Here is a 273-nt window from a genome sequence, read left to right as displayed (position 1 = left end):
AAAAGAGTGGCGAAACGGTGAAGAGAGTTTATGGTTAAGACTGGCTAAACCGTATGCGGGCAGTACCTATGGTTTTCACTTTCCATTGATTGACGGCACAGAAGTTGCGGTAGCGTTTACTAACGGTAATCCGGACCGACCTTATATCGCACATGCGATGCATGACAGTGGCCACCCTGACCATGTGACCACCATAAACAAACACCGAAATGTAATTCGTACTCCTGCTAACAACAAACTGCGGATGGATGATAAGCGCGGACAAGAGCACAT

Annotated in this window: 1 protein-coding gene; it reads left to right on the top strand. The window is 47.3% G+C overall.

Features of this window, described 5'->3' with window-relative positions; all coding sequences use genetic code 11:
* Positions 1–273: phage baseplate assembly protein V (locus H3S73_RS13730; protein WP_232353010.1), on the top strand; the 273-nt coding region annotated here is incomplete at both ends.

The sequence above is a fragment of the Gilliamella sp. B14384G12 genome (genome assembly GCF_016101825.1).
Classification (GTDB): domain Bacteria; phylum Pseudomonadota; class Gammaproteobacteria; order Enterobacterales; family Orbaceae; genus Gilliamella; species Gilliamella apicola_N.
Note: the sequence above shows the minus strand (reverse complement) of the source record. Positions and strands in the feature narration are given on the sequence as shown.